Source organism: Mycobacterium sp. NBC_00419, from assembly GCF_036023875.1.
In the GTDB taxonomy this organism is placed as follows: Bacteria; Actinomycetota; Actinomycetes; order Mycobacteriales; family Mycobacteriaceae; genus Mycobacterium.
This window is the reverse complement of sequence record NZ_CP107931.1, coordinates 2,271,902-2,295,154: the sequence shown is the minus strand read 5'-3', so window position 1 is coordinate 2,295,154 and position 23,253 is coordinate 2,271,902. Positions and strand designations below refer to the sequence as shown.

25 protein-coding genes and 1 riboswitch are annotated in these 23,253 nt (G+C 67.4%); of the genes, 16 read left to right on the top strand and 9 right to left on the bottom strand.

Annotated features, from left to right (window positions below):
- Positions 1-27 precede the first annotated feature (27 nt).
- Entirely contained in the window at positions 28-1,308 is a 1,281-nt protein-coding gene (locus tag OG976_RS10915; protein ID WP_328361752.1) for an alanine racemase, read from the bottom strand.
- A gap of 23 nt (positions 1,309-1,331) precedes the next feature.
- Between OG976_RS10915 and lysS the strand changes: the two genes are divergently transcribed.
- The 7 genes from lysS (at position 1,332) to OG976_RS10880 (ending at position 8,359) form a co-directional block, all read left to right on the top strand.
- Positions 1,332-2,867, top strand: a complete 1,536-nt coding sequence (lysS, locus tag OG976_RS10910; RefSeq protein ID WP_328361749.1) for a lysine--tRNA ligase — start codon at positions 1,332-1,334, stop codon at positions 2,865-2,867.
- Positions 2,868-2,983: 116 nt separating this feature from the next.
- Entirely contained in the window at positions 2,984-3,325 is a 342-nt protein-coding gene (lsr2, locus tag OG976_RS10905; protein ID WP_328361746.1) for a histone-like nucleoid-structuring protein Lsr2, read from the top strand.
- Between the two features lie 254 nt (positions 3,326-3,579).
- The gene (gene clpC1, locus OG976_RS10900) at positions 3,580-6,108 is read left to right on the top strand and encodes an ATP-dependent protease ATP-binding subunit ClpC (RefSeq protein WP_328361744.1); all 2,529 of its coding nucleotides are present in this window, start codon (positions 3,580-3,582) and stop codon (positions 6,106-6,108) included.
- 150 nt (positions 6,109-6,258) lie between these two features.
- Positions 6,259-6,627, top strand: a complete 369-nt coding sequence (locus tag OG976_RS10895; protein WP_328361741.1) for a YbjQ family protein — start codon at positions 6,259-6,261, stop codon at positions 6,625-6,627.
- Positions 6,628-6,827, top strand: a riboswitch (cobalamin riboswitch). It begins immediately after the preceding gene.
- A 7-nt stretch (positions 6,828-6,834) separates the two neighbouring features.
- Positions 6,835-6,987 carry a CbtB domain-containing protein gene (locus OG976_RS10890; protein WP_442930453.1) on the top strand — a complete coding sequence of 51 codons (153 nt, stop codon included), beginning with the start codon at positions 6,835-6,837 and terminating at the stop codon, positions 6,985-6,987.
- 23 nt (positions 6,988-7,010) lie between these two features.
- Positions 7,011-7,811, top strand: coding sequence for a CbtA family protein (locus OG976_RS10885; protein ID WP_328361736.1), 801 nt, complete (start codon positions 7,011-7,013; stop codon positions 7,809-7,811).
- Positions 7,808-8,359 carry a histidine phosphatase family protein gene (locus tag OG976_RS10880; RefSeq protein ID WP_328361733.1) on the top strand — a complete coding sequence of 184 codons (552 nt, stop codon included), beginning with the start codon at positions 7,808-7,810 and terminating at the stop codon, positions 8,357-8,359. Before OG976_RS10885 ends, OG976_RS10880 begins: the two co-directional genes overlap by 4 nt.
- Here OG976_RS10880 and OG976_RS10875 read toward each other — a convergent pair.
- Both OG976_RS10875 and mhuD read right to left on the bottom strand, forming a co-directional pair.
- On the bottom strand, positions 8,350-9,729 hold the full coding sequence (locus tag OG976_RS10875) for a serine hydrolase (RefSeq protein ID WP_328361730.1): 1,380 nt from the start codon (positions 9,727-9,729) through the stop codon (positions 8,350-8,352). The genes OG976_RS10880 and OG976_RS10875 overlap by 10 nt on opposite strands.
- A complete protein-coding gene (mhuD, locus tag OG976_RS10870; protein WP_328361727.1) occupies positions 9,704-10,021 on the bottom strand; it encodes a mycobilin-forming heme oxygenase MhuD in 318 nt (105 codons plus the stop codon). The genes OG976_RS10875 and mhuD overlap by 26 nt, the downstream gene beginning before the upstream one ends.
- A 55-nt stretch (positions 10,022-10,076) precedes the next feature.
- On the opposite strand from mhuD, the gene OG976_RS10865 reads away from it, so the two are divergent.
- Positions 10,077-10,853, top strand: coding sequence for an alpha/beta fold hydrolase (locus OG976_RS10865; RefSeq protein ID WP_328361724.1), 777 nt, complete (start codon positions 10,077-10,079; stop codon positions 10,851-10,853).
- On the opposite strand, the gene OG976_RS10860 is transcribed toward OG976_RS10865, so the two are convergent.
- Positions 10,824-11,096, bottom strand: coding sequence for a hypothetical protein (locus tag OG976_RS10860; protein ID WP_328361722.1), 273 nt, complete (start codon positions 11,094-11,096; stop codon positions 10,824-10,826). The two genes, OG976_RS10865 and OG976_RS10860, sit on opposite strands and share 30 nt — an antisense overlap.
- Before the next feature lie 71 nt (positions 11,097-11,167).
- Here OG976_RS10860 and OG976_RS10855 point away from each other — a divergent pair, with 71 nt between their 5' ends.
- The gene (locus OG976_RS10855; RefSeq protein WP_328361719.1) at positions 11,168-12,127 is read left to right on the top strand and encodes a helix-turn-helix domain-containing protein; all 960 of its coding nucleotides are present in this window, start codon (positions 11,168-11,170) and stop codon (positions 12,125-12,127) included.
- Between the two features lie 3 nt (positions 12,128-12,130).
- On the opposite strand, the gene OG976_RS10850 is transcribed toward OG976_RS10855, so the two are convergent.
- Positions 12,131-13,057: an A/G-specific adenine glycosylase gene (locus OG976_RS10850; RefSeq protein WP_442930452.1), complete on the bottom strand. Its 927-nt coding sequence runs from the start codon at positions 13,055-13,057 to the stop codon at positions 12,131-12,133.
- Between OG976_RS10850 and OG976_RS10845 the strand changes: the two genes are divergently transcribed.
- Together OG976_RS10845 and OG976_RS10840 are read left to right on the top strand one after the other, a co-directional pair.
- Positions 13,056-13,673 carry a carbonic anhydrase gene (locus OG976_RS10845; protein ID WP_328361713.1) on the top strand — a complete coding sequence of 206 codons (618 nt, stop codon included), beginning with the start codon at positions 13,056-13,058 and terminating at the stop codon, positions 13,671-13,673. The two genes, OG976_RS10850 and OG976_RS10845, sit on opposite strands and share 2 nt — an antisense overlap.
- 80 nt (positions 13,674-13,753) lie before the next feature.
- Positions 13,754-14,506, top strand: coding sequence for a hypothetical protein (locus tag OG976_RS10840; protein ID WP_328361710.1), 753 nt, complete (start codon positions 13,754-13,756; stop codon positions 14,504-14,506).
- Here the strand turns inward: OG976_RS10840 and disA are convergent.
- The 3 genes from disA to OG976_RS10825 all read right to left on the bottom strand — a co-directional run bounded on the left by disA (position 14,503) and on the right by OG976_RS10825 (position 17,678).
- Complete coding sequence (disA, locus tag OG976_RS10835; protein WP_328361707.1) at positions 14,503-15,618, bottom strand: DNA integrity scanning diadenylate cyclase DisA; 1,116 nt, start codon at positions 15,616-15,618, stop codon at positions 14,503-14,505. The two genes, OG976_RS10840 and disA, sit on opposite strands and share 4 nt — an antisense overlap.
- Positions 15,609-17,057 (bottom strand): DNA repair protein RadA, encoded by a 1,449-nt coding sequence (gene radA / locus OG976_RS10830; protein WP_328361704.1) that lies wholly within the window; start codon positions 17,055-17,057, stop codon positions 15,609-15,611. The genes disA and radA overlap by 10 nt, the downstream gene beginning before the upstream one ends.
- Positions 17,058-17,120: 63 nt before the next feature.
- Complete coding sequence (locus OG976_RS10825; RefSeq protein WP_328361701.1) at positions 17,121-17,678, bottom strand: hypothetical protein; 558 nt, start codon at positions 17,676-17,678, stop codon at positions 17,121-17,123.
- 283 nt (positions 17,679-17,961) lie between these two features.
- Here OG976_RS10825 and carD point away from each other — a divergent pair, with 283 nt between their 5' ends.
- From carD to rlmB, 5 genes are read left to right on the top strand one after another with little or no spacing between them, the layout of a single operon-like run.
- Positions 17,962-18,450 carry an RNA polymerase-binding transcription factor CarD gene (gene carD, locus OG976_RS10820; protein ID WP_046362860.1) on the top strand — a complete coding sequence of 163 codons (489 nt, stop codon included), beginning with the start codon at positions 17,962-17,964 and terminating at the stop codon, positions 18,448-18,450.
- 5 nt (positions 18,451-18,455) lie between these two features.
- Positions 18,456-19,130 (top strand): 2-C-methyl-D-erythritol 4-phosphate cytidylyltransferase, encoded by a 675-nt coding sequence (ispD, locus tag OG976_RS10815; protein ID WP_442930522.1) that lies wholly within the window; start codon positions 18,456-18,458, stop codon positions 19,128-19,130.
- Positions 19,127-19,627, top strand: a complete 501-nt coding sequence (gene ispF / locus OG976_RS10810; protein ID WP_328361695.1) for a 2-C-methyl-D-erythritol 2,4-cyclodiphosphate synthase — start codon at positions 19,127-19,129, stop codon at positions 19,625-19,627. Before ispD ends, ispF begins: the two co-directional genes overlap by 4 nt.
- Before the next feature lie 19 nt (positions 19,628-19,646).
- Positions 19,647-21,065: a cysteine--tRNA ligase gene (gene cysS / locus OG976_RS10805; RefSeq protein WP_328361693.1), complete on the top strand. Its 1,419-nt coding sequence runs from the start codon at positions 19,647-19,649 to the stop codon at positions 21,063-21,065.
- Positions 21,055-21,993: a 23S rRNA (guanosine(2251)-2'-O)-methyltransferase RlmB gene (gene rlmB, locus OG976_RS10800; RefSeq protein WP_328361691.1), complete on the top strand. Its 939-nt coding sequence runs from the start codon at positions 21,055-21,057 to the stop codon at positions 21,991-21,993. The genes cysS and rlmB overlap by 11 nt, the downstream gene beginning before the upstream one ends.
- 28 nt (positions 21,994-22,021) lie before the next feature.
- On the opposite strand, the gene OG976_RS10795 is transcribed toward rlmB, so the two are convergent.
- The gene (locus tag OG976_RS10795) at positions 22,022-23,251 is read right to left on the bottom strand and encodes an SLC13 family permease (protein ID WP_328363398.1); all 1,230 of its coding nucleotides are present in this window, start codon (positions 23,249-23,251) and stop codon (positions 22,022-22,024) included.
- Positions 23,252-23,253 lie beyond the last annotated feature (2 nt).

Below are 23,253 nucleotides of genomic sequence, written 5' to 3'. Positions count from 1 at the left end.
ACTCTCCTGAGATTCGACGCCAACCAGCTAGAAGAACGTCCGGACCAGATCGACCACCCGATCGTCCTCGTCGAGCACCGGGATCAGCTGCCACTTGTCGAACACGGTGCACGGATGCGACACCCCGAGCTCGATCCAGTCGCCGACCTCCACGGCCCCGTCGGCCGCGGGGGTCAGCGCAACGAAGGCGTGCTGGTCGTTGAGCTTGGTGACCTCGCAGCCCGTCAGCACGTCACTGCGCCAGCCCGCACCCTGCCGAAGGCGTTGCGGCACAGGCATATCCTGATCGAAGGACACGTCGCGGCGGCCCATCGTCAACAGCGCCAGCCCCGGCTCGGGTCGTGAACACACCTGGGCCCACACGTGTAGCGCCGCCAGGAAGCCGTCCGCGGGCGCGCCGGGCCTTGTCAGTGGCGAGGTTCGCAGGTAGAGCCCGTCGTCGTTGGTCAGGTACGCCCCGCTGCGCACGATCGTGCGCCAGTCGCCGGTGAGTTCCTCGGCCACCAGGTCGAAATGTGTACTGCCGCCTGCGGTCACGATCATGTCGCCCGTTTCGCACAGTGCTGCCAGCCGTTGCGCGGTGTTCCTGAGTCTGGTGAGGTATGCCCGCACCGGGGCTACCGCGGTGGCCGAGATGTCGTGGCCCAGTGCGGCCTCGTAGCCGGCCACCCCGGCCAGCCGCAGTCGCGGGCTGGCCACCACCGCGCCGGCCACCGCGTCGGCGACGGTGTCGTCACGGCAGCCCGTTCTCGTCCCGGGCGCACCGAGTTCCACGCACACGTCGACCGGCCGGCGGGCTCCGGCGGCGTCGAGCGCTTCGGTCATCAACTCCACACCGCGGACCGAGTCGGCCCAGCAGATCAGCCGGAAGTCCGGGTCGGCGTCGAGGTCACCGGCCAGCCAGGCCAGCCCGGCCGCATCCACCAGCTCGTTGGCCAGCACCACCTCGCGGATGCCGAACGCACGGAAGGTCCGCACCTGGCTGATCGTCGCGGCCGTCACCGCGCACGCCCCGGCGTCGAACTGGCGTGCCACCAGCTGCGGTGCCATGTGCGTCTTGCCGTGCGGGGCGAGTTCGACGCCGTGCCGGGTACACCAGCGGGCCATCGTCGACAGGTTGTGGTCGAGCGCGTCGGCGCGCAGCACGCACACCGGGCCCAGGGGCCCCGCGGCGAACAGATCGGGCCGTTGTGCGCGGATCTGAGCCGGGGTCCGACCCGACCACGATGCCGGCAGTCCCTTGAAGCGCCAGTCCACCGCCTCGTCGGCCAGGGCTGCTACAGCTGCGGCGTTGATGAGTGGCGTCATGGACTCATTTAAGCTGGCACGTCGTGAGCTCTGCTGATGCCCCGGACGATGACCTACACCTCGAGACTGAGGGATCTGAGGTCCCCGAGCAGTTCCGCATCCGGCAGGGCAAGCGAGAACGCCTGCTGGCCGAGGGCAAGGACCCGTACCCGGTGGCGGTGCCCCGCACCCATTCGCTGGCCGAGATCAGGGCCGCCTACCCGGACCTGCCCGCCGATGCCACCACCGGTGACATCGTCGGCGTCACCGGCCGGGTGGTCTTCGCCCGCAACTCGGGCAAGTTGTGCTTCGCCACGCTGCAGGAGGGTGACGGCACCCAGCTGCAGGCGATGATCAGCCTGGCCGGTGTCGGCGAGGAAGCCCTCGAGCAGTGGAAGGCCGATGTCGACCTCGGCGACATCGTGTTCGTGCGCGGTGAGGTGATCAGCTCGCGCCGCGGTGAGCTGTCGGTGCTTGCCGATTCCTGGCTGATGGCGGCCAAGGCGCTGCGCCCGCTGCCCGTCGCGCACAAGGAGATGAGCGAGGAATCGCGGGTCCGCCAGCGGTACGTCGACCTGATCGTGCGCCCGCAGGCGCGCACAGTGGCCCGCCAGCGCATCGCGGTGGTGCGGGCGGTGCGCAACGCCCTGGACCGGCGCGGCTTCCTCGAGGTGGAGACGCCGATGCTGCAGACGCTGGCCGGGGGAGCGGCAGCCCGGCCATTCGTCACGCATTCCAATGCGCTCGACACCGACCTCTACCTGCGAATCGCGCCGGAATTGTTCCTCAAGCGCTGTGTGGTGGGTGGTCTCGAGAAAGTTTTCGAGCTCAATCGCAACTTCCGTAACGAAGGTGCGGATTCGACACATTCGCCGGAATTCGCCATGTTGGAGACATATCAGGCGTGGGGAACCTACGACGATTCCGCGGTCGTCACCAGGGAACTTATTCAGGAAGTCGCTGACGAGGCGGTCGGTACGCGTCAGGTGCCATTGCCTGATGGCACAATCTTTGATCTTGACGGGGAATGGCCCTCGATTCAAATGTATCCATCGCTGTCGGAAGCTCTCGGCGAAGAGATCACGCCCGACACATCGCTGGATTACCTACTCGCTATTGCCGACCGGCTCGAAGTCGAGATCCCGCGTGATCGCGGCTACGGACACGGCAAGCTCGTCGAAGAACTGTGGGAACACACAGTCGGTGACACTTTGTGGGCTCCGACATTCGTGAGGGATTTTCCGGTGGAGACCACACCGCTGACCCGGCAGCACCGCAGCATCCCGGGCGTCACCGAAAAATGGGATCTCTACGTGCGCGGAGTGGAACTGGCCACCGGGTACTCCGAACTGGTCGACCCGGTCATCCAGCGGGAACGCTTCGAGGCCCAGGCCAGGGCGGCCGCCGCCGGCGATGACGAGGCGATGGCCCTCGACGAGGATTTCCTGGCGGCGATGGAGTACGCGATGCCACCGACCACCGGAACCGGAATGGGTATCGATCGATTGCTAATGGTTCTCACAGGATTGTCAATTCGGGAGACGGTATTGTTCCCGATTGTTCGTCGGCACGGCAACTGAAGTGGCCTGACACGCAAGCCGGTTGAATGCCCTGCGGCAATGTGGCACATTAGTTGGCAAGGGGAGGCGTTTCATCAATCGCTTGTAGTGAACAAGCAGAAGGACCACGTGAGCTGATGGCCAAGAAAGTTACCGTCACCCTCGTCGATGATTTCGACGGTGAAGGTGCGGCCGACGAAACAGTTGAATTCTCGCTCGACGGCGTGAGCTATGAGATCGATCTTTCCGCCAAGAATGCGCAGAAACTTCGCAACGAGCTGAAGCCGTGGCTCGAGGCGGGCCGCCGTGTCGGTGGCCGCCGTCGTGGCCGCTCCGGCCCGCCGGGACGGGGCCGCGCGTCCATCGATCGCGAGCAGAGCGCTGCCATTCGCGACTGGGCCCGCCGCAACGGCCACAAGGTGTCGACCCGCGGCCGTATTCCGGCCGACATCATCGACGCGTTCCACGCGGCGACCTGAAACGGCGACCTTTATCGGGGAGCCGGTCGGCCCCCGTCATCGTCTCGTCAGCCACTTTCGCTCGCGGCGAAGCCAAGGCCGCTGATTACCGGAAACGAATCGGCGTTCTCCTGCGTTGATGTGCTGTGTCTACCGCTGTGATGCGGAATGGGTGGGCAAGGGAGGGCACCTCCTGGAGCCGCCCATTAGAGTGGACGACAGGCGCGCGGTGCCTACCGTCGTACCTAATCGTGATGGAGAGCAGGTAACCACCGATGTTCGAGAGATTTACCGACCGTGCCCGCAGGGTCGTCGTCCTGGCGCAAGAAGAAGCCCGGATGCTCAACCACAACTACATCGGGACCGAGCACATCCTGTTGGGTCTTATTCACGAGGGTGAAGGCGTAGCCGCCAAGTCCCTGGAGTCGCTGGGCATTTCCCTCGAGGGTGTCCGCAGCCAGGTCGAGGAGATCATCGGCCAGGGCCAGCAGGCGCCCTCGGGACACATCCCGTTCACCCCTCGTGCCAAGAAGGTTCTCGAGCTGTCCCTGCGCGAAGCGCTGCAGCTCGGCCACAACTACATCGGCACCGAGCACATCCTGCTCGGCCTCATCCGTGAGGGCGAAGGCGTCGCGGCCCAGGTGCTGGTCAAGCTGGGCGCCGAGCTCACACGCGTGCGCCAGCAGGTGATCCAGCTGCTGTCGGGCTACCAGGGCAAGGAAACCGCGGAAGCCGGCACCGGCGGCCGCGGCGGCGAGTCCGGCAACCCGTCCACCTCGCTGGTCCTCGACCAGTTCGGCCGCAACCTGACCGCCGCCGCCATGGAGGGCAAGCTCGACCCGGTCATCGGCCGGGAGAAGGAAATCGAGCGGGTCATGCAGGTGCTGAGCCGGCGCACCAAGAACAACCCGGTGCTGATCGGCGAGCCCGGCGTCGGCAAGACCGCCGTCGTCGAGGGCCTGGCCCAGGCCATCGTGCACGGCGAGGTCCCCGAGACGCTGAAGGACAAGCAGCTCTACACCCTCGACCTAGGTTCACTGGTCGCAGGTAGCCGCTACCGCGGTGACTTCGAGGAACGCCTCAAGAAGGTGCTCAAGGAGATCAACACCCGCGGCGACATCATCCTGTTCATCGACGAGCTGCACACGCTCGTCGGCGCAGGAGCCGCCGAAGGTGCGATCGACGCCGCCTCGATCCTCAAGCCCAAGTTGGCCCGCGGTGAGTTGCAGACGATCGGTGCGACCACGCTCGACGAGTACCGCAAGTACATCGAGAAGGATGCCGCCCTGGAGCGCCGGTTCCAGCCGGTCCAGGTCGGTGAGCCGACGGTGGCGCACACCATCGAGATCCTCAAGGGTCTGCGCGACCGGTACGAGGCCCATCACCGGGTGTCGATCACCGACGCCGCCGTGGTGGCTGCGGCGACCCTGGCCGACCGCTACATCAACGACCGGTTCCTGCCGGACAAGGCGATCGACCTGATCGACGAGGCCGGTGCCCGGATGCGCATCCGCCGGATGACCGCTCCGCCAGACCTGCGTGAGTTCGACGAGAAGATCGCCGACGCACGCCGGGAGAAGGAAAGCGCCATCGACGCGCAGGACTTCGAGAAGGCGGCATCGTTGCGCGATCGCGAGAAGCAGCTGGTCGCCCAGCGTGCCGAGCGTGAAAAGCAGTGGCGGTCAGGTGATCTCGATGTCGTGGCTGAGGTCGACGACGAGCAGATCGCCGAGGTTCTCGGCAACTGGACCGGTATCCCCGTGTTCAAGCTGACCGAGGAGGAGACCACTCGGCTGCTGCGCATGGAGGATGAGCTGCACAAGCGGATCATCGGGCAGGAAGACGCCGTTCGCGCCGTCTCCAAGGCCATCCGCCGCACCCGTGCCGGCCTGAAGGACCCCAAGCGCCCGTCGGGTTCGTTCATCTTCGCCGGCCCGTCCGGTGTCGGTAAGACCGAGCTGTCCAAGGCGTTGGCGGAGTTCCTGTTCGGCGACGACGACGCGCTCATCCAGATCGACATGGGCGAGTTCCACGACCGGTTCACCGCATCGCGGCTCTTCGGCGCGCCGCCCGGATACGTCGGCTACGAAGAGGGCGGCCAGCTCACGGAAAAGGTGCGGCGCAAGCCGTTCTCGGTGGTGCTGTTCGACGAGATCGAGAAGGCACACCAGGAGATCTACAACACCCTGTTGCAGGTCCTCGAGGACGGCCGTCTGACCGACGGCCAGGGACGCACGGTCGACTTCAAGAACACCGTGCTGATCTTCACCTCGAACCTGGGTACCTCCGACATCTCCAAGGCGGTCGGCCTGGGCTTCACCCAGGGTGGCGGCGAGAACAACTACGAGCGGATGAAGCAGAAGGTCAACGACGAGCTCAAGAAGCACTTCCGCCCGGAGTTCCTCAACCGCATCGACGACATCATCGTCTTCCACCAGCTCACCCGCGAAGAGATCATCACGATGGTCGACCTGATGGTGGGCCGGGTGTCCAAGCAGCTCAAGGCCAAGGACATGACGATGGAGCTGACCGACAAGGCCAAGTCTCTGCTGGCCAAGCGCGGCTTCGATCCGGTACTGGGTGCCCGGCCGCTGCGCCGGACCATTCAGCGCGAGATCGAGGACGCCTTGAGCGAGAAGATCCTCTTCGAGGAGGTCGGTCCCGGCCAGATGGTCACCGTCGACGTGGACAACTGGGACGGCGAGGGCGCCGGCGAGGATGCGGTGTTCACCTTCGTCGGTGGGCCCAAGCGGCCCGAGTCGGCTGAGCCCGACCTGGCCAGCGCAGGCACGGCCAGCGAGTAGAAGTTTCAGGCGAAGGCCCCCCGGCACCTGCCGGGGGGCCTTTCGTATGTCCGCCGGCGGTTGCGGCCCCACGGCGAGCGTGCCGTTTCGTACGGGACTCGCCGCGGCTTGCGTATCCACGCGCACACTCGCGAGCGCTAACCTCTGCTCATGCTTGTAGTGACAACGAACGACCTCCCGGGCTGGGAGATTCAGCGGGTGTGCGGCGAGGTCTTCGGACTGACCGTCCGCTCGCGCAACGCCTTCGCGCAGATGGGCGCCGGCTTCAAGAGCATGTTCGGCGGGGAACTGCAGGGCATGACGAAGAATCTGGCCGAGAGCCGCAACGAGGCCATGGCCAGGCTGATCACCGAAGCCCGCAACCGGGGCGGCAACGCGATCGTCGCGATGCGGTTCGACACCACCGAGCTCGGCGACGTCTGGACCGAGATCTGTGCCTACGGCACCGCGGTTCAGGCCGCGCCCATCACCGAGGCTGCGAAGTACACCGCTCAACAATTGGGGTACGGGTCGGGCTAATCCGGCTCAGGGGTTTACGATTCTCGATGTAATAGACGAGTCGAGGAATCTGGTGAGAGTCCAGAACGGTCGCGCCACTGTTGACAGTCAGACCCGACGCTCGTCATCGACCTATCCGGGACGCGAAGATTCCGGGAAAGGACTGATATGACGTCTCCCGAGGCACGCAAGTCCACTCGCGCCGTCGATCTCTCGGCGGCCAAGGCCGTGGTGTGGTTGTCCGCAACGGCCTTCTTTGCGCTACTGGTGTTGTATTTCGTGGGAGTGGATCAGGGTGCCACGTCGGTCTTCGGCGACAACATGTACATCCATGAGTTCGTGCACGACGCCCGCCATCTGCTCGGCTTCCCCTGCCACTGAGGCAACGGGACCCGACTAAGCACATGGAAAAGAAAATAATCTGGCGCGGCATACTTGCCGGCGCCGCCGCTGGCGTGTTCGCGTTCATCTGGTCGAAGATCTTCATCGAGCCGATCGTCGGCCGGGCTATCGATTTCGAGGACGGTACCTCCGCAGCTCATGAGGCCATGGAGATGGCAGACGGCCACGGCCACGGCCACGGCGGCGGTGTGGAGCTCTTCACCCGCACCGTGCAGTCGAATATCGGTATGGGCCTTGGTGTCTTTGCGTTCAGCGTCGCTCTCGGGGCGTTGTTCGCAGTGGTGTTCTGCGTCGCTTACAGCCGGATCGATCACGTCTCGGCCCGAAAGTTGGCAGTTATAGTCGCCGCCGCGATGCTCCTTGCCCTGTGGGTGGTGCCCGCACTCAAGTACCCGCCCAATCCGCCGGCTACGAGCCTGGAGGAGACCATCAAGCAACGTGCACTGCTGTACCTGCTGATGGTCGCGCTGTCCGCACTTCTGATGGTCGCGGCGGTCTACCTGGCCTTCCAGCTTCACCCGAAACTGGGCACCTGGAATGCGACTCTCGCGGCAGGCGGCGCCTATATCGTCGCGGTCGTCGTCGTGATGCTCATCCTGCCGACCATCAACGAGACGCCGGGTCCGATCGTCAACGACGCCGGCATGATCGTGTTCCCCGGCTTTCCCGCGGCGGACCTCTATGAGTTCCGGTTGTACGCCTTGGGCACGCAGGTGATTGTCTGGACGACGATCGGCCTGCTCGGTGCGTCCATGTTCTCTCGGTTGCTTGACAGCAAGGAGAAGGAAGCCATCCCGGTGTGAGTGACATCGTTCGGCTGACTCTGGTATCCCACGCCATGACCGATGCCATGGCAGCCGGACGATTCGCCGCCGACGAGCCGCTGAACGCACTGGGCTACAACCAGATTGACGCCGCCGCAGATATCGGCCCGGTCGATGTGGCGCTCAGCGGGCCGGAGGTACGAGCCCGTCAGACCGCCGAAGGGTTCGGTCTGAACCCAACGGTGGACGGCCGGCTCGCCGACCTCGATGTCGGGCGCTGGCGGGGCTGTCAGCTCAGTGACCCGCCGCCCGCCGACCTCGCCACCTGGCTGAGCCGGCCGGACGGCGCGCCACACGGAGGCGAGTCCGTCGAGGCACTGATCGCCCGGGTGGGCGACTGGATGGACGACATCAGCGGCACACCGGTGCGGCTGGCTGCCGTCACCCATCCGGCCGTGGTGCGCGCGGCGATCCTGGTCGCCCTTGACGCCCCGCCGGAGTCGTTCTGGCGCATCGATATTGCCCCGGCCAGCCGTACGCTGATGCACTTTCGCGGCCGGTGGACCGTGCGCTGGGGTCAGCGGTAGCGGGGCAGCAGCCCGAACACCTGCTTGATGATCGTCATCACCCAGCCGCCGGCGTTCGGGCTGTGGTAGCGCGGCCAGTTCAGCTGAAAGCTGACCACCCACGCCTGCCCGGTCCGGTCTACGGCGTACCAGCTGAACGTGTAGTCGCCGGGCAGGTTACCGGCCTTCGCTCCGATATATGGCCACTCGGTGCGGTCGAGGTCGATACCGGCGATCTCCGACATGATGTCCTTGACCGGGGCCGCGGGCCCGACGGCGTTGTGCTGCAGGGCGGCGTGCACGCGGCAGATGTCCTCCGCGCTGCCGTACCACTCCGCGCCGTATGCCGAACCCGGTGCGTGGGTACGCTGTGGATCCGGTTCGTAGGGCCGGGAATTGGCTTCCTGCAACAGGATTGCCCGGCGCTGCGGGGTGGCCGTCTTCCACTGGTCGCGGACGTCGGGGTTGCCCCACCCGACGGCGAAGATCTCCCGCATGGTCGGGAACGGCACCATGCTGGCGGGGTCGTGGTGACCGGCGTCGACCAGTGCCTGCTCGATGGCGTGCGTGCCCAGGCGGTTGATCAGCATGTCGGTGGCCATATTGTCGCTGGTCGAGATCATCTTGCCGGCCGCCTGCCGCACGGTGATCTGCGATCCCGGTGGCAGCTTGTCGAACCCGGAGGAGCCCAGCTTCTTGCCCTCGGCGGTGATGGTCAGCGTGTCGTCCCACGTCAGGGTGCCGGCCCGCACCGCAGTCTCCACCGCGAACAGGACATAGGTCTTGAAAATCGATGCCAGCGGCAAGGATTGGGAGGTGTTGGTGCCTGCGACCTTGTCGCACTGCCCGTCGCGGACCTTCGAGACCTGCCACGAGTAGCGCGCACCTGTGCGGCTGAGCGCGGTGTCGACGTCCTGCCACGAGTTGATGACGGGCTTCTCGGTTGTCACCTCGAAGCGGCGGACGAAAGTGTCGTCGCCGGTGCGCAATTCGATGTCCTGGCGGGCACCGTAGGACGTGAGCAGGTGCAGCGTGGCCACGCCGGCGCCGATGTCCACTCCGGCCAGGGTGTAGGGCCGGTCCCACCACAGCGAGTCCATGGTGGCGGCGACCGCGTTGACCATGTCAGGCGCGGCGAGGGTCTTGACGCTGGCTGTTCCGATGGGCCAGTCGGAATTGAGCATGTCCATGACCTGCTGGGCGCGCACCCCCTGCGGGGTGTTGATCTCGATGCGGACACCTGCACCGGCGTTGGCCGGTGGCGCAGGTGCCGGTGCGCAACTTGTCGCCAGGGCAGCGGCGCAGAGGATCGCGGTGGTCAGGCTGAGTGCGCTGGCCACCGTGCGCCGGGCCGCCCGGCGTGCGCTACGCCTGGGTGCCGGTCCCGGCAACGTCCAGCACAACCTCGAACTCCAGCAGGTGAGCACCCTTGGCCACCGGGTTGGCCCGTTCCCCGGCGTGGGCGTGGATCGCGGGGCCGCTGGCCCAGGCCTGGAAGGCCTCTTCGCTCTCCCATGTGGTCACCACGAAATAGCGGTCCTCACCCTTGACCGGTCGCAGCAATTGGAACCCGAGAAAGCCCGGCTGATTGTCGACGGCGTGCGCGCGGTTGGCGAACCGCTTCTCCAATTCTGGGCCGGCACCCGGGGGTATCTCGATTGCATTGATCTTCACCACGGACATGGCGCAAGGCTACCGCGCGCACCTGAGTCGGTGGCCCACCGCGCAAGATGAAGCGGTGAACTCCGAGCTGCTGACCCACCGCGGTGGAGCGGGCCGCCCGCTGGTGTTGGTACACGGCCTGATGGGCCGCGGCAGTACCTGGTCTCGGCAGGTGTCGTGGCTCTCCCGCTTCGGCGCCGTCTACACCTATGACGCCCCCTGGCACCGCGGCCGCGATGTCGAGGACGTGGCCGAGGTCAGCACCGAGCGGTTCGTCGAAGAGTTGGGTGAGGCGGTCGACGGGCTGGGCTGCCCGGCGATCCTGATCGGGCACTCGATGGGAGGCCTGCATTCCTGGTGCCTGGCCGCGCAGCGGCCCGATCTGGTCAGTGCGCTGGTGGTTGAGGACATGGCGCCGGACTTCGTCGGCCGCACCACAGGACCCTGGGAGCCCTGGGTGCACGCGTTGCCCGTCGAATATGGCTCGGCGGAGCAGGTTTTCGAGGAGTTCGGTCCGGTGGCCGGGCGATACTTCCTGGAGGCGTTCGACCGCACCGCCACCGGCTGGCGACTGCACGGGCAACCGGCCCGCTGGATCGAGATCGCTGCCGAGTGGGGCACCCGCGACTACTGGGATCAGTGGCGATCGGTTCGTGCACCCGTGCTGTTGGTCGAGGCGGGTGATTCCGTGGCGCCGCCTGGCCAGATGCTGCGGATGCACGAACTGGCGGGGGACCGCTCGACGTACGTCCACGTAACTGGCGCGGGACATCTGGTGCACGACGACGCCCCTGACCGATACCGCGACGCCGTCGAGAGGTTTCTAGCGGCGCTCGCCGAGCACGCCGGGTGACGGCCACACCGGGTGCTCCTCGAAGCGGGTGCGGATGGCATCGAGGTCGTGGTTGATGCGGCGGGCGTCGGCGTCGTGATCGTCGTGGTAGAGCCGGCCGACCAGAGGGGCGGCGACCATGAAGTCTGCGCCGTGCCAACCCAGGGTGCCGTCGCGGTGCGACACCACTGCGACGGCGGCGATGATGCCGAATGGTGCGAGCAGAAGCACTGTCAGGAGCAGGAAGACGATGATTGCGGTCATGGCAGTAATTCTTTGCACGGTTATATCCAGCCAACAGTGGCAGTACTGACCATATGAGATAAAATGCTGCCATGGCACTGCGCAGCGTCTCGGCCCTCGTCCTCGACGGCGTCGCGCCATTCGAGTTCGGGGTGATCTGCGAGGTCTTCGGCATCGACCGCTCCGCCGACGGCGTGCCGAACTTCGATTTCAAGGTCTGCGGGCCGGAGGCCGGTAAGACCCTGCGCACCAGCGTTGGCGCGCAGCTGATTCCCGATCACGGGCTCGACGACCTGATGGGTGTCGACGTCGTGGCGGTTCCCGCGGTCGGCGGCCCGCCGGAGAACTACCCGCCCGAGGCTCTCGAAGCGTTGCGCGCCGCACACGCGGCCGGCTCGACGGTGCTGACGGTCTGCTCGGGGGTGTTCGTCGCCGGTGCCGCGGGTCTCATCGACGGCCGCCGGGTGACGACGCACTGGATGCACGCCGACGAACTAGCCCGGCAGTTCCCCTCTGCCATCGTCGACCGCAACGTCCTCTTCGTCGACGACGGCGATCTGGTCACCAGCGCAGGCACCGCTGCGGGCATCGACGCCAGCCTGCACCTGGTGCGGCGTGAGCTCGGCAGCGCGGTCACCAACCTGATCGCCCGCCGGATGGTGGTTCCCCCGCAACGCGACGGCGGCCAGCGTCAGTACATCGACCAGCCGATACCGGCGCGATGTTCGGAAGGTTTTGCCCCGCAACTGGATTGGATACTCTCCAACCTCGGTGCACCCCATACGGTTGCCAGCCTGGCGCGCCGTGCGAGCATGTCGGCCCGCACGTTCGCCCGCCGCTTCGTCGAGGAAACCGGCACCACGCCCATGCAGTGGGTGACCGACCAGCGGGTGCTCTACGCGCGCCGGATGCTCGAGGAAACCGACCTCGACGTCGACCGCATCGCCGAGCGGGCCGGCTTCGGTAACGCGACCCTGCTGCGCCACCACTTCCGCCGGATTGTCGGAGTCACGCCCTCGGACTACCGGCGCCGCTTCGCCCGCGCCTCCTAGTCGCTACGCTCCCGCATCGTCGCCTTCGCCCGCCAGGGCGAACCGGCCGTCAGCCGTCTGCTCCACCAATCCATCGACCAGCAGTGAGTCCAGCGCGCGGTCGCGCTGGGCGGGATCGGTCAGCCACACCACGTCGAGCCGGGCCCGTTCCACCGGCGAGGCACTGGCCCGCAACACATCCATAAGCCGGCCGCGGACCTGCCGGTCGGTGCCTGCGTAGCGCTGTGTGGGCCGGGCCGGGCCGGTGCCGGCCGGGAAACCGGCCGCCCGCCACGCGCAGACGCTCAGCGGGCAGATGCCGCACTTCGGTGATCGCGCCGTGCATACCGTGGCGCCCAGCTCCATGAGCGCCGCGGAAAACGTTGCGGCACTGGGATCGTCGGGCAACAGCGCCTCGACGTCGGCCATATCGCGGGTCGCCGACGGGCTCCCGGCGTCGGCCAGGCCGTGCACCGCCCGCGCGACCACCCGACGCACATTGGTGTCCACGACCGGCACCCGCTTGCGATAGGCGAAGCACGCCACCGCCCGCGCCGTGTAGGCACCTACGCCCGGCAGAGTCAGCAGCACGTCGACGTCGTCGGGCACCACATCGCCGTGGTCGGTCGCGATCACTGTGGCGCACTCGTGCAGACGCTTGGCGCGCCGCGGGTAGCCCAGCTTTCCCCACGCCCGCAATACGTCGGCGGCACCGGCAGCCGCGGTCGCCGACGGGGTGGGCCAGCGCGCCACCCAGTCCAGCCAGATCGGCGCCACCCGCGCCACCGGGGTCTGCTGGAGCATGAACTCGCTGACCAGAATCTGCCAGGCCGTCACCTCGGGATCACGCCAGGGAAGCTCGCGGCGAGCCACGCCGAACCAGTCGAGGAGTTCCCTCGAGGAGATGCTCACGGCGTGCCCTGCTCGTGCGCAGTGCAGAATGGGCGCCATGCCAAACAGCACCCCGGTGACAGCGTGGAAGGCACTCAAGGAGGGTAACGAGCGTTTCGTCGCTGGTGAGCCCGAGCATCCCAGCCAGAGCATCGAGTATCGCGCCAGCCTGGCGGAGGAGCAGCGGCCGACCGCCGTGGTGTTCGGGTGCGCTGACAGCCGGGTCGCCGCCGAGATCATCTTCGACCAGGGCCTCGGGGACATGTTCGTGGTGCGCACCGCGGGCCATGTCATCGACTCCGCTGTGCTCGGCTCGATCGAATACGCCGTCACCGTGCTGAGCGTGCCGCTGATCGCCGTGCTCGGCCATGACAGCTGCGGCGCGGTCAAGGCCACCCTGGCCGCACTCGACGAAGGACAGGTTCCGCCCGGGTTCGTCCGGGACGTCGTCGAACGGGTGACGCCGTCGATCCTGCTGGGCCGTCGCGACGGCCTGACCCGGGTCGATGAGTTCGAGGCCCGCCACGTCACCGAGACCGCCGCACAGCTGATGTCGCGGTCGTCGGCCATCGCCGACAAGATCAACGACGGATCGCTGGCCATCGTCGGGCTCACTTACCACCTCGCTGACGGCGTGGTCGCGCTCCGCAAACACATCGGTGATATCGGCGAGTAATCACCGATCCGGCTGGCGAACAAGGCGACACGCCGAGTGAGGTCGGACAGCTCGCGGTGACCTGGGCTTACCGTGAGAACGTGTTGGATCTAGAACCGCGTGGACCTCTGCCCTCGCAAATCTACTGGCGACGCCGTGGACTGGCGATCGGCATCGGGGCGCTGGTTCTGGCCATCGTCATCGGGGTGGCCTTCGCGGTGTTCGGCGGCGGCTCGGACTCCAAGAGCTCGGTCAAGACCGCAGCCTCGCAGTCGCAGAACCCGCAGCCGGAGAACAAGACCCCCGTCGTGGCGCCGCCGCCGTCCGAGTCGGCCCCGCCGCCGACCCCGACGCCGACCGAAGCCGTGGTACCACCGCCGGTGCTGGCAGAAGGTGACGACTGCCCCGACTCGACGCTGGCGGTCAAGGGCATCACCAACGCGCCCCAGTACGTCATCGGCGACCAGCCGAAGTTCACCATGGTCGTCACCAATATCGGCCTGGTCGCCTGCAAGCGCGACGTGGGCGCCGCTGTGCTGGCCGCCTACGTGTACTCGCTGGACAACAAGCGGCTGTGGTCCAACCTCGACTGCGCGCCGTCCAACGAGACGCTGGTCAAGACGTTCAACCCGGGCGAACAGGTGACCACTGAAGTCACCTGGACGGGCATGGGTTCCGCGCCGCAGTGCCCGCTGCCTCGTCAGCCCATCGGACCCGGTACCTACAACCTGGTGGTCCAGCTGGGCAACCTGCGCTCGGCGTCGGTGCCATTCATCCTCGCCGAAGCCCCGCCGCCAGGTGCCGAGCCCGCGGCCCCGGTTCCGGCCGAGGCCCCGCCGGCTCCCGGCGGCTAGACCAGCCGGTCGGCGATCGTCGACTCCGCCAGTTGAGACAGTCCTTCACGGACGTGGCGTGCCCACATGGCGCCGATGCCGTCGACTGACTGAAGATCCGTCGCGCTGGCAGCGAGCAGGCCCTGCAGTGAACCGAAGTTCCGCACGAGCAGGTCGACATGGGCGAACTGCAGTCGGGGAATTCCGGCCATCGCGCGGTACCCCCGTGCGCTGAGCGCCGAATCCTGCGCCTCCGCGGTGGAGGGATACCCGAACACCCGCGAGAGCGCGGTGAAGTCCAGCAGCTCGGTGTCCGACAGCCCGTCGAGTTCGGACAGGGTTGCGCTGACCTGAGCCTTCGTCGGGGGATCCGGGTTGGCGTGGTAGTCGAGCACCACCAGCTCACGGGCCGTGTCATTGCCGCCAAGCAGTTCTTCGAGCTGCAACCGCAGCTGGCGGCCGTCGGTGCCGAGTTCCACCGCGTCCGCGTCGATCTCCAGCCCGATCCGGCGCACCATCTCCAGCCGCTGCACCACGGTCATCACGTCGCGCAGCGTGACGAAGTCCTCGATCTCGGCGGTCGACAGCTGCCGGGACACCTCGTCGAGGCGGGCCTTGTAGCGCTCCAGCGTGGCGATCGCCTGGTTGGCGCGCGACAGGATGGTGGCCGAGTCGGCGACCACGTGGCGCTCGCCAGCGACGTAGACGGTGACGATGTTCATCGAATGGCTGACCGAGATCACCGGATAGCCGGTCTGGATGGCCGTGCGTTCCGCGGAGCGATGCCGGGTTCCCGACTCATCCGTCGGAATCGTCGGATCCGGCACCACCTGCACGTTCGCCCGCACGATGCGGCTGCCGTCGGTCGACAGCACCACCGCACCGTCCATCTTCGACAGCTCCCGGAGCCGGGTCGGCGCAAACCGGACGTCCAGCGAGAAGCCGCCGTCGCAGATGGCCTCGACCCGTTCGTCGTAGCCCAGCACGATCAGCGCGCCGGTCCGGCCGCGCAGAATGCGTTCCAGGCCGTCGCGCAGGGCGGTACCGGGCGCCAGCCGCCCGAGCGTCTCGCGCAGCGTGGCGACCGTCGGCGGTGCCGATCCATTCGACCGGTTGACGGTGCTCACAGCCACTTATTGTCCACTGCGTCGCCGTCGTTACTCGACCTGTCCCGCCGAATCTGCGTGACGACGTTGTCGTACTGCGATTTCGCCATGGTCAGCATCGAGCGCAGCGCGTCGCCGATCGTTGCCGATTCGATCGCCCGAAATCCCTTTGGCACCGTTCCGCAGCCGACCGGGACCAGCGCGGTGGTGAAGCCGAGGCGGGCCGCCTCGGCCAGTCTGCGGTCCATCCCGGTGACCTTGCGCAGGTCCCCGGCCAGGCCCACTTCGCCGATCACCACGGTGGTGCTGGGCAGCGGTGTGTCGGCGTAGGCCGAGGCCATGGCCATCGCCACGGCGAGATCCGAGGACGGGTCCATCAGCCGCATACCGCCGACGGTCGACAGGTAGATGTCGGTCGCGCTGACCTTGAGCCCGGCTCGCCGCTCGAGCACCGCGGCGATCATCGCCGCCCGGGAGTTGTCGATGCCGCTGACCGCGCGCCGCGGCTGCGCATGTTCGCCCCGCACCGCCAGCAGTGCCTGGATTTCCCCGATCAGCGGACGCTTACCGTCGAGTGTCACCGTCACCGCGGTACCCGAGACAGGGGCGGGACGCTCGTCGAGGAACAACCCCGACGGGTCGGCAACTCCCTCGATTCCGTTGTCGTGCAACAGGAAACAGCCGACCTCGTCAGCGGCGCCGAACCTGTTCTTGACGCCGCGCACCATGCGCAGAGCCGAGTTGCGGTCACCTTCGAAGTGCAGGACCACGTCGACCAGATGTTCCAGGGAACGCGGCCCGGCGATCGCCCCGTCCTTGGTGACATGCCCGACGAGCATCATCGCGACACCGGTGGACTTGGCGGTCGCGGTCAGGGCGGTGGTCACCGCGCGAACCTGGGTGACCCCGCCGACCACGCCGTCGGTGTCACCGGCGCTCATCGTCTGCACGGAGTCGACGACCACCAGGCTGGGCTGCACCGCATCGATATGCCCGAGCACGGTGTTGACGTCCGATTCGGCGGCCAGGAAGACCTCGTCGTGGGTACATCCGGTGCGCTCGGCGCGCATCCTGATCTGCCCCGCGGACTCCTCGGCGGACACGTACAGCGCGCGCCGGCCGGCCTCGGCCCACCGGTTGACCACGTCGAGCAGCAGCGTCGACTTGCCGACCCCCGGATCACCGGCGAGCAGGCTCACCGAGCCGGGAACCACACCGCCGCCCAGGACCCGGTCGAGTTCACTCACTCCGGTGGGGAAGTGCCGGGTGTGGTCGGGGTTGATCGAACTGATCGGCACCGCGGGCGACGACGGCACCACGGCGCGCTGCGACGTCCCACTCGCAAGTGGCGGCGCGGCTAGTTCCTCGACTGTTCCCCAGGTTCCGCATTCGGTGCAGCGGCCGACCCATTTACCGGTGACATGACGGCATTCCGAGCATCGATACTGCACTCGCGCCTTGGCCACCCTGTGACGCTATCGGGTGGGTACGACAGAACCTGATCAACCCGCCGGGCTGATCGGCCGGGCTCAGCCGTGCCCGCCGCCGCTGCCCACTTCGTCGCGGCGAGGAGCCTCGCCCGCCGAGATCGGCACGGCGACCGTGGCCTGGCCGGCCTTCTCGAATTCGAAGGTGAATTTGTACGTCAGTCCGTTGGTGATCGGCTCGCTCAGGGTCACCTCTGCGGTGGTGGCCTGTGCACTGCTCAGCGCGGTGACCTCATCCTGACCGTCGGCCACACCGACGAGCAGCCGCGAGGACGCCGGGATCGCGGTCGGACCGCTCACCTCGACCGAACCCACGTCGCTGGTGATGCCCACCAGTTTGTCGTTGACATCGGGAGAGTTGTTCGCTGCCAGGAAGATCAGCTGAACCGTGCGGCCGGGCTTGAGGAAGTCGCCGGTCTGCACAGCCTGCAGGTGAACATTGCGCAGCGAGATGTTCTTGACGTTGGCGGTACTGCCGTTGACCGCGGACTCCTGGCTTGCGGTCTGCGAGATCTGACCCGATCCGCAGCCGGTGAGGAGCAGGCCGCCGGCGGCCAGGGCCGCGGTTGCCACCACAAGGCGGTTAGACAAGCGGTTCACAGCAGCCTCCTGCTTGGCCGGTGCGGTCGGCAGGATCTCGCCGCCGCGGTTCGACTATGTAGCGTAGTAGGTACTGCGGCCGGGCGGTAGCCAAGGGTTGTTCTACCTCGTCGGCAACGTCCCAAACCGTTGCCAGAGGGGGCGCGAATAGGCCCGCTCGTTGCACGCTTTCGTCACCGTGTCAACCCCCCGTCTTCACCTGCGGTGCCCCTGACCTGCACCGTTGATCCGCACGCTATTCAGCGCCGTGCTAGTATTGAGGAGTGAAAGGGGCTCGAATCTGATGATTTTCAAGGTCGGAGACACCGTTGTCTATCCACACCACGGTGCTGCATTGATCGAAGCGATCGAAACCCGGACCATCAAAGGCGAACAGAGGGAATACCTCGTCTTGAAGGTCGCCCAGGGAGACCTGACCGTTCGAGTACCAGCCGATAACGCAGAGTACGTCGGCGTGCGTGACGTGGTTGGCCAGGAGGGCCTGGACAAGGTCTTCCAGGTGTTGCGTGCACCGCACACCGAAGAGCCCACCAACTGGTCGCGCCGCTACAAGGCCAACCTTGAGAAGCTCGCCTCCGGCGACGTCAACAAGGTTGCCGAAGTGGTTCGCGATCTGTGGCGCCGGGACCAGGAGCGCGGCCTGTCCGCCGGTGAGAAGCGGATGCTGGCCAAGGCCCGTCAGATCCTCGTCGGTGAGCTCGCTCTGGCTGAGAACACCGACGACGCCAAGGCGTCGATCATTCTCGACGAGGTCCTGGCCGCCGCGTCCTGACTGCCCTGAGGGGATCAGTGTCGGAGACTGTCGCGGTCGTTACCGCCGCGGGTTCCGGTGAGCGACTCGGCGCAGGCATTCCTAAAGCTTTCGTCGATCTCGGCGGGCGCACCATGCTCGAACGCGCCGTGGACGGGCTTCTCGACTCCGGTGTCGTCGATCGGGTCGTCGTGGCCGCGCCCGAAGACCGGGTCGACGCGACCAAACTCATTCTGGGTGATCGGGCCACCGTGGTGGCCGGCGGTCCGGAACGTCCGGAGACCGTGCGCCGAGCGCTGGCCGCGGTAGGAGATCCGGACTTCGTCCTCGTCCACGACGCTGCCCGTCCGCTGACCCCGGTCGGGCAGATCCAGCGGGTGGTTGCCGCACTGCGCGACGGACTTCGCGCCGTGGTCCCGGTGCTCCCCGTCATCGACACCATCAAGGCCGTCGACGCCAACGGCGTGGTTCTGGGGACACCCGAACGCGCCGGACTTCGCGCAGTACAGACCCCACAAGGCTTCGAAACCGAACTGCTGCGCCGCGCGTACGGCGGGGCAGGCACGGCGGTCGTCACCGACGACGCCTCGCTGGTGGAGTTTCTGGGGACCCCGGTACACACCGTTGCCGGCGACACGCTGGCCTTCAAGATCACCACACCGCTGGATCTGCGGCTCGCTCAGGCGGTGCTGGGCGCATGACGATTCCTCGGGTCGGGCTGGGCACCGACGTTCACCCGATCGAAGCCGGCCGGCCCTGTTGGCTGCTCGGCCTGTTGTTCGACGGCGCCGACGGCTGCTCAGGGCATTCCGACGGCGACGTCGCCGTGCACGCGTTGTGCGACGCACTCCTGTCGGCGGCCGGGCTGGGCGACCTGGGGGCGGTATTCGGTGTCGACCAGCCGCAGTGGCGGGGCGTCACCGGCGCCCAGATGCTGGCGCACGTCCGTGAGCTGGTGGCCGAGGCCGGTTTCGTGGTCGGCAACGCTGCGGTGCAGGTGATCGGCAATCGGCCCAAAATCGGGCCGCGTCGCCAGGAGGCTCAGCGGCTGCTCACCGAACTGCTCGGCGCGCCGGTGTCGGTATCGGCGACGACGACCGACGGGTTGGGCCTGACGGGTCGCGGTGAGGGGCTGGCGGCCGTGGCGACCGCTCTGGTGGTGGCCGGTTCCGCCTCGGTGCCAGATAACGCCGATTAGGCCGGTAAGCTGGCGCGTCGTGACCAGCACCAGTTTGCGATTGCACGACACCTATACGGGTGCCGTGCGCGAATTCGTGCCTATTCGCCCCGGTCATGCCTCGATCTATCTGTGCGGTGCGACGGTGCAGGGCCTGCCCCACATCGGGCACGTCCGCAGCGGCGTTGCCTTCGACGTCCTTCGGCGCTGGCTGATGGCCAAGGGTTTCGACGTCGCCTTCATCCGCAACGTGACCGACATCGACGACAAGATCCTCACCAAGGCTGCCGACGCGGGCCGGCCGTGGTGGGAGTGGGCGGCGACCCACGAGCGCGAATTCTCTGCCGCGTATGACGCGCTGGGAGTGTTGCCGCCCTCGGCCGAGCCGCGGGCGACCGGACACATCACCCAGATCGTCGAGCTCATCGAGCGCCTGATCGACACCGGCCACGCCTACACCGGATCCGGCGACGTCTACTTCGACGTCGTCAGCTTCCCCGAATACGGCAAGCTGTCCGGGCACCGCATCGACGACGTGCACCAGGGCGAGGGGGCCGGCGAGGGTAAACGCGACCAGCGCGACTTCACGTTGTGGAAGGGCGCCAAGCCCGGCGAGCCGTCGTGGCCCACGCCGTGGGGTCGCGGCCGGCCCGGCTGGCATTCCGAGTGCGTGGCCATGGCCCACGAATACCTTGGTGCCGAGTTTGATATCCACTGCGGTGGAATGGATCTGGTGTTCCCGCACCACGAGAACGAGATCGCCCAGGCGCGCGCCGCCGGCGACGGCTTCGCCAGGTACTGGCTGCACAATGGCTGGGTCACCATGGGCGGGGAGAAGATGAGCAAGTCGCTGGGCAACGTGCTCGCGATTCCCGCTGTGCTGCAACGGGTTCGGCCCGCCGAGCTGCGTTACTACCTGGGCAGCGCGCACTACCGGTCGATGCTGGAGTTTTCCGAGAACGCTCTTCAGGATGCCGTCAAGGCGTACACCGGCATCGAGGATTTCCTGCACCGGGTGCGTATTCGGGTCGGAACCGTGGTGCCGGGAACTTGGACCGAGAAGTTCGGCGCCGCACTCGACGACGACCTCGCCGTTCCTGTTGCACTCTCGGAGGTGCACAACGCGCGTGCCGACGGAAACCGGGCGCTCGAGTCCGGCGACCACGAGACCGCGATGGTCAAGGCCAGCGAAATCCGATCCATGATGGGCATTCTCGGCTGCGACCCGCTCGACGAGCGGTGGGAGACGCGCGACGAGACGACGGCCGCACTCGGCGCGGTCGACGTCCTGGTGCGTGCGGAACTGCACCGCCGCGACGACGCCCGCCAGACCCGCGACTGGGCGCAAGCCGACGAAATCCGGGACCGCCTCAAAGAGGCCGGAATCGAAGTCACCGACACTGCAGACGGCCCGCAATGGGCGCTGCGCGACGAAGGCAGCAAAGCAGATGGCGGGTAACTCCCAGCGCCGCGGCGCAATTCGCAAGGCGGGCAGCAAGAAGGGGCCGACCGTCGGCTCCGGTGGCCAGCGCAGGCGCGGGCTCGAAGGGCGTGGCGCCACGCCGCCGGCGCACATGCGTCCGGGTCATCCGGCCAACAAGCGCGCCGCCAAACCGGCGCGGAAGCCGGCCACCAAGCCCACTGACGAAACCGAAATGGTCCTCGGCCGAAACCCGGTCGTCGAATGCCTGCGGGCAGATGCCCCGGCGAACGCGCTGTACGTCGCGTTGGGCGCCGAGGCCGACGAGCGCCTGACCGAGTCGGTGACCCTGGCCGCCGACCGCGGCATCCCGATCCTCGAGGTGCCGCGCACCGACCTGGACCGGATGAGCTCCAACGGCCTGCATCAGGGCATCGCTCTTCAGGTGCCGCCCTACCGCTACACCCATCCCGATGACCTGCTGGCCTCGGCGACGCGAGACGTCGAACCGGCTCTGCTGGTCGCGCTCGACAACATCTCCGACCCGCGCAACCTGGGTGCGATCGTGCGCTCGGTGGCGGCGTTCGCCGGACACGGTGTGCTCATCCCGCAACGGCGTTCGGCGTCGGTGACGGCGGTGGCATGGCGTACCAGTGCCGGTGCAGCAGCGCGGGTTCCGGTCGCCCGGGCCACCAACCTCACCCGCACGCTCAAAGAGTGGGCGGACGCGGGCCTGCAGGTGGTCGGCCTCGACGCCGAGGGTGACACCGAACTGGACGAGTTCGATGCCGCCGGCCCGTTGGTCGTGGTGGTTGGATCCGAAGGCAAGGGTCTGTCGCGGCTGGTGCGGCAGACCTGCCATGCAGTGGTGTCCATCCCGATGGCGGGGCCGATGGAGTCGTTGAACGCTTCGGTCGCCGCCGGTGTGGTGCTCGCCGAAGTGGCCCGTCAGCGCCGCCGCCGCTAGGGCCCGCGCGCCGGGGCGCGGCTGACGATCACGCGCCGATCAACCGAATTCCCGCCCAGAGTGCCACCACGGCGAGGACAAGGCACAGGGGCACGGTCAGCAGTCCCAGCCAGGTGAACTCCCGCACGCCGGTCGGCTCGCCATGCTGGTGCAGAATCCGTCGCCACAGCAGGTTGGCCAGCGAGCCCACATAGGTCAGGTTCGGTCCGATGTTGACCCCGATCAGCACCGCGAGCACCGCGGCCGGGCCACTCACCAGGGGAAGCAGCACCAGGACCGCGGGAAGGTTGTTCACGACATTGGACAGCACCGCGGCCAGCACCGCGATACCGAGCAGTGCCGCCAGGCCGTCCCCCGACGGCAGCAGATCGCCGGCGGCGGTATCCAGTCCGTTGACCATGACAGCCTTGACCACCACGGCCAGCGCGAGGACGAATACACAGAACGGCAGGTTCAGCGAGCGGACAATGCCGCCAATTGAGCTGCGCCGCTGAGCAAGTGACCGTATACCCAGCACCAGTATGCCGGCGAGTGCGGCCCAGGCCGGAGACAGTCCGGCGAACGACGTCACGGCGAAACCCACCAGGGTCAATCCCAGCACCACCAACACGAACACCGGGCGCGCCGCGGGCTCGGGAGCCTCGACGGCGGGCAACTCGGCAAGGTCGCGGCGGAACACCAGGCGCAGCACCGCGTACTCGGCGGCCACCGCCACCAGCCACGGTGCCGCCATCAGCGCGCTGAACCGGGTGAACGACAGCCCCGCCGCGCTGAACGCCAGCAGATTGGTCAGGTTGGAGACCGGCAGCAGCAGCGAGGCGGTGTTGGACAGGTGTGCGGTGGCGTACAGGTGGGGGCGTGCCGGCACCCGCAGCATCCGCACGGTCGCCAGCACGACCGGTGTCAACAGCACCACCGTGGCGTCGAGGCTCAGAATCGCCGTCGTCGCCGCAGCGACCACGAACACCTGGCCCAAAAGGCGGCGCGGCCTGCCCGTGCTGGTGCGCGCCATCCACGACCCGGCGGCCTCGAACAGGCCCTCGTCGTCACAGAGGCTGGCCAGTGCAAGCACGGCGGCCAGGAACGCCACCACCGGGAGCATCCGGCTCATCTCGGTGAGCGCGTCGTGCGGTGTCACCGCGCCGATACCGATGACGATGGCCGCCGCCGGAATCGCCACCACCGCCTCCGACCACCCGGCCGGCCGCGCGATCGCGAACACCAATACGACCGCCAACAGCAGCAGCGAGATGATCAGGT